The organism is Neobacillus piezotolerans, from assembly GCF_003362805.1.
Lineage (GTDB): Bacteria > Bacillota > Bacilli > Bacillales > Cytobacillaceae > Bacillus_D > Bacillus_D piezotolerans.
Genome location: NZ_QNQT01000003.1, coordinates 432,490 through 438,614, shown reverse-complemented (window position 1 = coordinate 438,614; position 6,125 = coordinate 432,490). Strand labels below are relative to the sequence as shown.

Annotated in this window: 7 protein-coding genes and 1 other annotated feature; of the genes, 6 read left to right on the top strand and 1 reads right to left on the bottom strand. The window is 41.3% G+C overall.

Features of this window, described 5'->3' with window-relative positions; genetic code table 11:
* Positions 1 to 252: 252 nt before the first annotated feature.
* The 6 genes from DRW41_RS11080 to DRW41_RS11055 all read left to right on the top strand — a co-directional run bounded on the left by DRW41_RS11080 (position 253) and on the right by DRW41_RS11055 (position 5,008).
* Positions 253 to 603 carry a DUF805 domain-containing protein gene (locus tag DRW41_RS11080; RefSeq protein WP_115452044.1) on the top strand — a complete coding sequence of 117 codons (351 nt, stop codon included), beginning with the start codon at positions 253 to 255 and terminating at the stop codon, positions 601 to 603.
* A 203-nt stretch (positions 604 to 806) separates the two neighbouring features.
* Positions 807 to 1,041: a binding site (T-box leader), on the top strand.
* 75 nt (positions 1,042 to 1,116) lie between these two features.
* On the top strand, positions 1,117 to 2,787 hold the full coding sequence (locus DRW41_RS11075) for a glutamine--tRNA ligase/YqeY domain fusion protein (RefSeq protein ID WP_115452043.1): 1,671 nt from the start codon (positions 1,117 to 1,119) through the stop codon (positions 2,785 to 2,787).
* Positions 2,788 to 3,045: 258 nt separating this feature from the next.
* Positions 3,046 to 3,450, top strand: a complete 405-nt coding sequence (locus tag DRW41_RS11070; protein ID WP_115452042.1) for a hypothetical protein — start codon at positions 3,046 to 3,048, stop codon at positions 3,448 to 3,450.
* A gap of 210 nt (positions 3,451 to 3,660) precedes the next feature.
* The gene (locus DRW41_RS11065; RefSeq protein WP_115452071.1) at positions 3,661 to 3,939 is read left to right on the top strand and encodes an ArsR/SmtB family transcription factor; all 279 of its coding nucleotides are present in this window, start codon (positions 3,661 to 3,663) and stop codon (positions 3,937 to 3,939) included.
* Positions 3,940 to 4,007: 68 nt separating this feature from the next.
* Positions 4,008 to 4,391: a VOC family protein gene (locus DRW41_RS11060; protein ID WP_115452041.1), complete on the top strand. Its 384-nt coding sequence runs from the start codon at positions 4,008 to 4,010 to the stop codon at positions 4,389 to 4,391.
* A 119-nt stretch (positions 4,392 to 4,510) separates the two neighbouring features.
* Positions 4,511 to 5,008, top strand: a complete 498-nt coding sequence (locus DRW41_RS11055) for a GNAT family N-acetyltransferase (RefSeq protein ID WP_115452040.1) — start codon at positions 4,511 to 4,513, stop codon at positions 5,006 to 5,008.
* 657 nt (positions 5,009 to 5,665) lie between these two features.
* Here the strand turns inward: DRW41_RS11055 and DRW41_RS11050 are convergent.
* The gene (locus DRW41_RS11050; protein WP_115452039.1) at positions 5,666 to 6,124 is read right to left on the bottom strand and encodes a hypothetical protein; all 459 of its coding nucleotides are present in this window, start codon (positions 6,122 to 6,124) and stop codon (positions 5,666 to 5,668) included.
* Between the last annotated feature and the right edge of the window lies 1 nt (position 6,125).

The window sequence follows — 6,125 nt, the reverse complement described above, 5'->3', positions numbered from 1 at the left end:
TTTTTTTTAAAATTTGATCTATTACTTATTCCGGAAGGATGATCACCTCGAAACCTATAAACCTCCCGAATGGGGATTTGTTAATCAATTCATGGCATTATGATACATAGAAATACGAATGCAAAATAAGGGACTATGGATTGGCTATTAAAGCCCCATTTTTTTAAAACTTTTCCAACAGTTCCCGTATATTCGAGTTAATCGTAGGATGGTATGCTATGTGGTATTGATATAGAAAAGGGTGGAGAAAAGATGGAATGGTTCTTGAAGGTTCTAAAAGACTATGCGGTGTTCAAGGGAAGGGCGAGAAGAAAGGAATACTGGATGTTTACCCTGATAAGCACAATCATCGTTATTGTTCTTTCGGTGATTGAAGAGCTTCTAGGCTTGGGTGGTATCCTTTCAGGCCTGTTCTCACTTGCTATCATTATCCCGTCCCTTGCTGTAACGGCAAGAAGGCTGCACGATACTGGCAGAAGCGGCTGGATGATGCTACTTGCACTTATCCCGTTAATTGGTGGCATCATTCTTCTTGTTTTCGCAGCACAGGACAGCAAGCCTGGTACAAACCAGTACGGTCCAAATCCAAAGGAATTTGCATAAGATTTAGGGTAACGCGATTCATGCGTTGCCCTTTTTTAACGTTTAATCAAGTAGCATTCCAATATTAAAGAATATTTGCGAAAGCAAATTATTTTTCGAGAATCGGGAACTTTAAAGAGAAAATGTGTAAGATAATAAATAGTTAATCTTTACAAAAACAACGGCCCTTGCTATTATATTGGATAATTTATAAACCAAATACGGTAATCGCGATGACGAGAAGAGTAGATAATACGGATTCTTCACAGAGAGCTCCGGGCGCTGAAAAGGAGTAAGAATTGTTTATCGAACCAAGACTCTGAGCATTCACATTGGTGACAGGAGCTCCTGTTATAGAGCTAGGGTATACGTATCGAATGATGCCGTACCCGAAGAGGATAATATGGAGACATATTATCGAACTGGGGTGGCACCGCGAATCGTAATCTCGCCCCCAAGGCTGAATGGTCTTGGGGGTGGGATTTTTTTATTTGAAAAAAACAAAGTTTAACTTTTTAAAACGGAGGGATACCAATGAATAACGATCAAACCTACAATAGCCTTGAAAAAATTGTGGACGAAGATGTTCGGAATGGTGCGTATAACAGGAATGTTTGCACAAGGTTTCCGCCCGAGCCAAATGGTTATCTTCATATTGGAAGTGCCTATGCAATCAATATGAACTATGCGATTGCTAAACGATTTAATGGGGAATTCAACCTTCGCTTTGATGATACGAATCCTTTAAAAGAAGACATCGAATATGTGAATTCAATTATTGAGGATATCAATTGGCTGGGCTATTCCCCAGGCAATCGAATATTCTATGGCTCGGATTATTCGGATGAGTTATTTAACGCGGCAATTCAGTTGATTGAAAAGGGCAAAGCCTACGTTTGTGAATTATCCCCCGAAGAAATAAAGGATTTCCGAGGGACTTTAACTGAGCCAGGTAAAAACAGCCCGTATCGAAACCGGCCAATTGAGGAAAATCTTGATCTATTTTTAAAAATGAAAAATGGGGAATTTCCGACCGGTTCAAAAGTGTTAAGGGCAAAAATCGATATGGGTTCGCCAAATATGAACTTAAGGGATCCGATTCTTTATCGGATCATACACGCAAGCCACTATAGAACAGGGACCGATTGGTGCATCTATCCGATGTATGATTTTGCCCATCCAATACAGGATGCGATTGAAGGCGTTACCCATTCATTGTGTTCCATTGAGTTCAAGGACCATCGCCCGCTATACGAATGGGTTCTAAACGAACTAGGAGCAGAGGAACCACCAAAACAAAGGGAATTCGGGAGAGTGAATATAACGGGTGTTGTCACAAGTAAACGGTATTTGCGGGAGCTTGTAGCGGGAAATTTCGTTGATGGTTGGGATGACCCAAGGCTGCCAACCTTAAGGGGCCTTAGAAGGAGAGGCTTCACGCCGGAAAGCATCCAATCTTTTGTCAATGACATCGGCTTTGTGAGGCACCAGAGCACAGTCGACTTTGCGATGCTTGAAAGCATCCTGCGCAGCCAGCTAAAAACGGTGAAAAGTGTAATGGCTGTCCTAAATCCCCTTAAAGTTACGATTACAAATTATAATGAAACTCAGGCCGAACTTTTACCGATTGAAAACAATGGAGAGAATCCTGAACTGGGCAGAAGGGACGTTCCTTTTACAAAAGTACTTTATATTGAAAAAGACGACTTCATGGAAGTTCCTGCAAAAGGTTATAAAAGATTGTCTCCAAATGAGGAAGTTCGCTTAAAAGGCGCCTACATTATTAAGTGCAACGAAGTGATCAAGGATGAGGATACAGGGGAAGTAATTGAACTTCTTTGTACGTACGATCCAATAACGAAGAGCGGAACTGGTTTTAAAGGAAGGAAAGTGAAGGGAACGATCCACTGGGTATCAGCCGAAAATTGCGTTTCCGCTGAAGTAAATTTGTTCGATCAATTATTTGAAAATGAAGAGATCGTAAAGGATCCCGAAAAAACGTGGAATGAAAAAATGAATCCAATGTCAAAGGTTGTCCTGAAAACTTGCAAAATAGAATCCTCTATCCTAAACGCAACTATGGAGGAAAGGTATCAGTTTTTCCGGCACGGTTACTTTTGTTTAGATAAGGACTCAACGGACACCAAGTTAATTTTTAATCGAATCGTCTCACTGAAGGATTCCTGGAAGGGAAAACAAGGGTAAAAAGGTGCACTGAGCAATGAAGCAGGGGACATATCCTCTGCTTCCTTTTTTTACTGGATTTACCGACCCTTGCTTCGTTAATGATGCGCCAAAAGGACTAACGCTTCCTTTTGTTGAACTAATAGAGGAGAGACAAGTCGATAAATGAGGAAGCGGAGGTGAACCCCCTTTTTTGGCTGCTATGGATACAGGAGATCCTTAACAGGAAATTGAATTGCCAAGTTTAATTTTAGACAATAACGAAAGTGAGGTTTTACAATGCTTGAATTACAGAACCGTTTAAAGGAATTCACCGAAGTGCATGATCAATTTATCAGTGATTGGAACCATGCGATGAGTTCAGGTGATACGACTGCAGTAAATAGAATGACTGACGATTATTATGTTGCTTTTTTTAGAATTGGAAATGAAAAACCGATTATATTTTCCAAACAAGATGCTGTAAATGGTATGGAACAATCGGTTAAACACTTTTTTGGTGCAAATAAAAGGTTTGAAAACAGGGTTATTCGACTCAAGGATAACGAAAATGCCGCCGTTTTTTACGAACAGCTTATTGTAAAAAATAAGGAAGTATTGGCAAGACTGTTTACCATTGAAAATTGGCAACTAATTAACGGAAAATGGATGATAATAAGGGAAACGGAAGAACAAATTAAATAGTTTTGCATCAATCAATGTTATCGCTAGAAAGCCAAGCCGCCGACCACCTTATCGAAGCAGAGAAAATACATTGTCATACAAGAGGGGGGCAGAAATTTGCTGCCCTTTTCAATGAGAAGCGGGGGTTCTCCGCTTTTTTTCTTTCCTAACTTGCAACCATACAGTTGCCTGTGATTGACACGCAACCTTCAAGTTGCTTATACTCAATATATGAATAGGGATAAAGACGCTGTATTCAAAGCACTTGGAGACTCAACACGTCGGCTTATTTTAGACGAATTATCCGAACGCAACGAGTTGACGTTGTATGAACTGACGGTACGTCTTATTATGAAGCATGGCCTTTCCATTTCTCGGCAAGCGATAGCCAAACATCTTTCTGTATTGGAAGAGGCTGGGCTCGTAAAATCAAAGCGAAAGGGAAAATATCGAGTCATACTCTTTAACAACGAACCACTTAAAGATTTGCTGAAGGGATGGGTAGAATAATTCCAACAGGACTTCTACAGTAGGGAGACTTATGTCATTTCGTCACAACTCAAAGGAGGCAACAAAGTATGAAAATCATTGTTACAAGCATTTTCGTCCAAGATCAAGACAAGGCCCTGGAGTTTTATACAGAAAAGCTTGGGTTTGTTAAAAAGACGGATGTTCCCGCCGGCAAATATAGATGGATCACACTCGTTTCTCCAGATGATCAAGATGGTACCGAGCTTTTACTCGAACCGAACGAACATCCAGCCGCCAAGGAGTTTCAAAAAAAGATATTCGCCGATGGCATCCCGGCAACAATGTTTGGGGTAGCCGATGTTCGCAAGGAATACGCTCGATTAACGGAAAAAGGCGTGAAGTTTACAATGGAACCCACAGAAATGGGGCCAGTCACAATCGCTGTCCTGGACGACACATGCGGCAATCTTATCCAGATCGCCCAAAAATAAATCATTTTTCATTAAACCAACTGGCTGTCCTTAGGACGGCTTTTTTTGTGCTGCTTAGTTGAACAACCAGCTTTTGAAAAGGATAATAAACTTATCGATAGGAAAGGGGTTTATGCCGAATGATTTCCTTAAGAAATGTTCAACCTACAGATTTAGAGCAGCTTTTAACTATTGAGAACGAAGGGTTTTCAAAAGAGGAAGCGGCCACGAAAGATGCATTTGTTGAGAGGATTCGGTTGATACCTGATACATTTATTGTCGCTGAAAGGGAAGGGGAAATCCTTGGATATATTAATGGCCCCATAATCAATCAACCTTACATAACCGACGACCTTTTTGAAAAAATCACAGGGAATCCGAAAAGAGGAGGCTTTTTGAGCGTTTTAGGATTAGCTGTTTCCAAACAGGCAAGGAACCAAGGCATTGCAAAAATCTTGATTAATAAAATGGAAGAGCTTGTAGAAGAAAATGAACGAGAAGGAATCACGTTAACATGCAAACAGGATTTGGTTCCGTTTTACGAAAGATATGGATTTGTTAACCAGGGCCTGTCCGAATCACAGCATGGAGGAGTACGCTGGTTCAACATGGTCAAATTAAGGGAGAATGGGGATTGATGGTTACTCCTGGGTAGTAAAGCAAGGGACAATCAAAGGTCAAAATCGGGTTTGGTTATCAGAAAAAGCTTAGATATGTGACAACCGCAAGCCAAAATCGGGTTTGGTTGTCAGGTAAAGCCCTGATATCTGACAAGCGGATGCGAAAATCGGGTTCAGTTGTCAGATAAACCTCTGATATCTGACAAGCGGATGCGAAAATCGGGTTCAGTTGTCAGATAAACCTNCAGAAAAAGCTTAGATATGTGACAACCGCAAGCCAAAATCGGGTTTGGTTGTCAGGTAAAGCCCTGATATCTGACAAGCGGATGCGAAAATCGGGTTCAGTTGTCAGATAAACCTCTGATATCTGACAAGCGGATGCGAAAATCGGGTTCAGTTGTCAGAATAAACCCGGATATGTGACAACCGAAAGCCAAAATCCGGGTTGGGTTGTCAGAATAAACCCGGATATGTGACAACCGAAAGCTAAAATTCGGGTTGGGTTGTCAGAATAAACCAGGATATATGACAACCGCAGGCGAAAATCAGGTTGGGTTGTCAGAATAAGCCGGGAAATGTGACAATCGCAAGCCAAAAACGGATTTGGTTGTCAGAATAAGCCAGGATATGTGACAACCGCAATCCAAAATCGGGTTTGTTTGTCAGATTAAACCCTCATTTTACTTTCGCCACCCCCATGGCAAAGTGGCTAAACAAAATATTCTCCACCATCTCTCCTTGAGATTCTTCACAGTCAACGATCAAAATGATTTCGGAATGGAACCCTTTCAGCAGCCTGCGTCTCTTTTTTATAATTAATTCCGTAAAAAGTCGGATTGCAAACCCAATCAAAAATCCAACAGCCGCGCCGATCAGCCCCCAGTAGATAGGCCCCCAGGCCAGCTTGAACCCAATACTGGCGCCGACTACGGAAAATGCAGTAGCAAGTGCGGCTCCAATATCAATCAATGATGTCCCATCCGAACGGTGCAGATTATCAAAAACCTTCCGCTCCTCTTTCCTGTTATCTAGAGGGACTACAAATATGTTTTCCTGTTTTATCCCTTTCTTCTCTAAAGTGGCAAGAGCCATTTCAATATGGACGGTATGCTCAAATGTAGAAAAAAGCTGCATT

Bases quoted from the DNA above. Each gene is read 5' to 3' on its own strand.
- DRW41_RS11080 (WP_115452044.1), top strand. From the start codon at position 253: ATGGAATGGTTCTTGAAGGTTCTAAAAGACTATGCGGTGTTCAAGGGA.
- DRW41_RS11075 (WP_115452043.1), top strand. From the start codon at position 1,117: ATGAATAACGATCAAACCTACAATAGCCTTGAAAAAATTGTGGACGAA.
- DRW41_RS11070 (WP_115452042.1), top strand. From the start codon at position 3,046: ATGCTTGAATTACAGAACCGTTTAAAGGAATTCACCGAAGTGCATGAT.
- DRW41_RS11065 (WP_115452071.1), top strand. From the start codon at position 3,661: ATGAATAGGGATAAAGACGCTGTATTCAAAGCACTTGGAGACTCAACA.
- DRW41_RS11060 (WP_115452041.1), top strand. From the start codon at position 4,008: ATGAAAATCATTGTTACAAGCATTTTCGTCCAAGATCAAGACAAGGCC.
- DRW41_RS11055 (WP_115452040.1), top strand. From the start codon at position 4,511: ATGATTTCCTTAAGAAATGTTCAACCTACAGATTTAGAGCAGCTTTTA.
- DRW41_RS11050 (WP_115452039.1), bottom strand. From the start codon at position 6,124: ATGCAGCTTTTTTCTACATTTGAGCATACCGTCCATATTGAAATGGCT.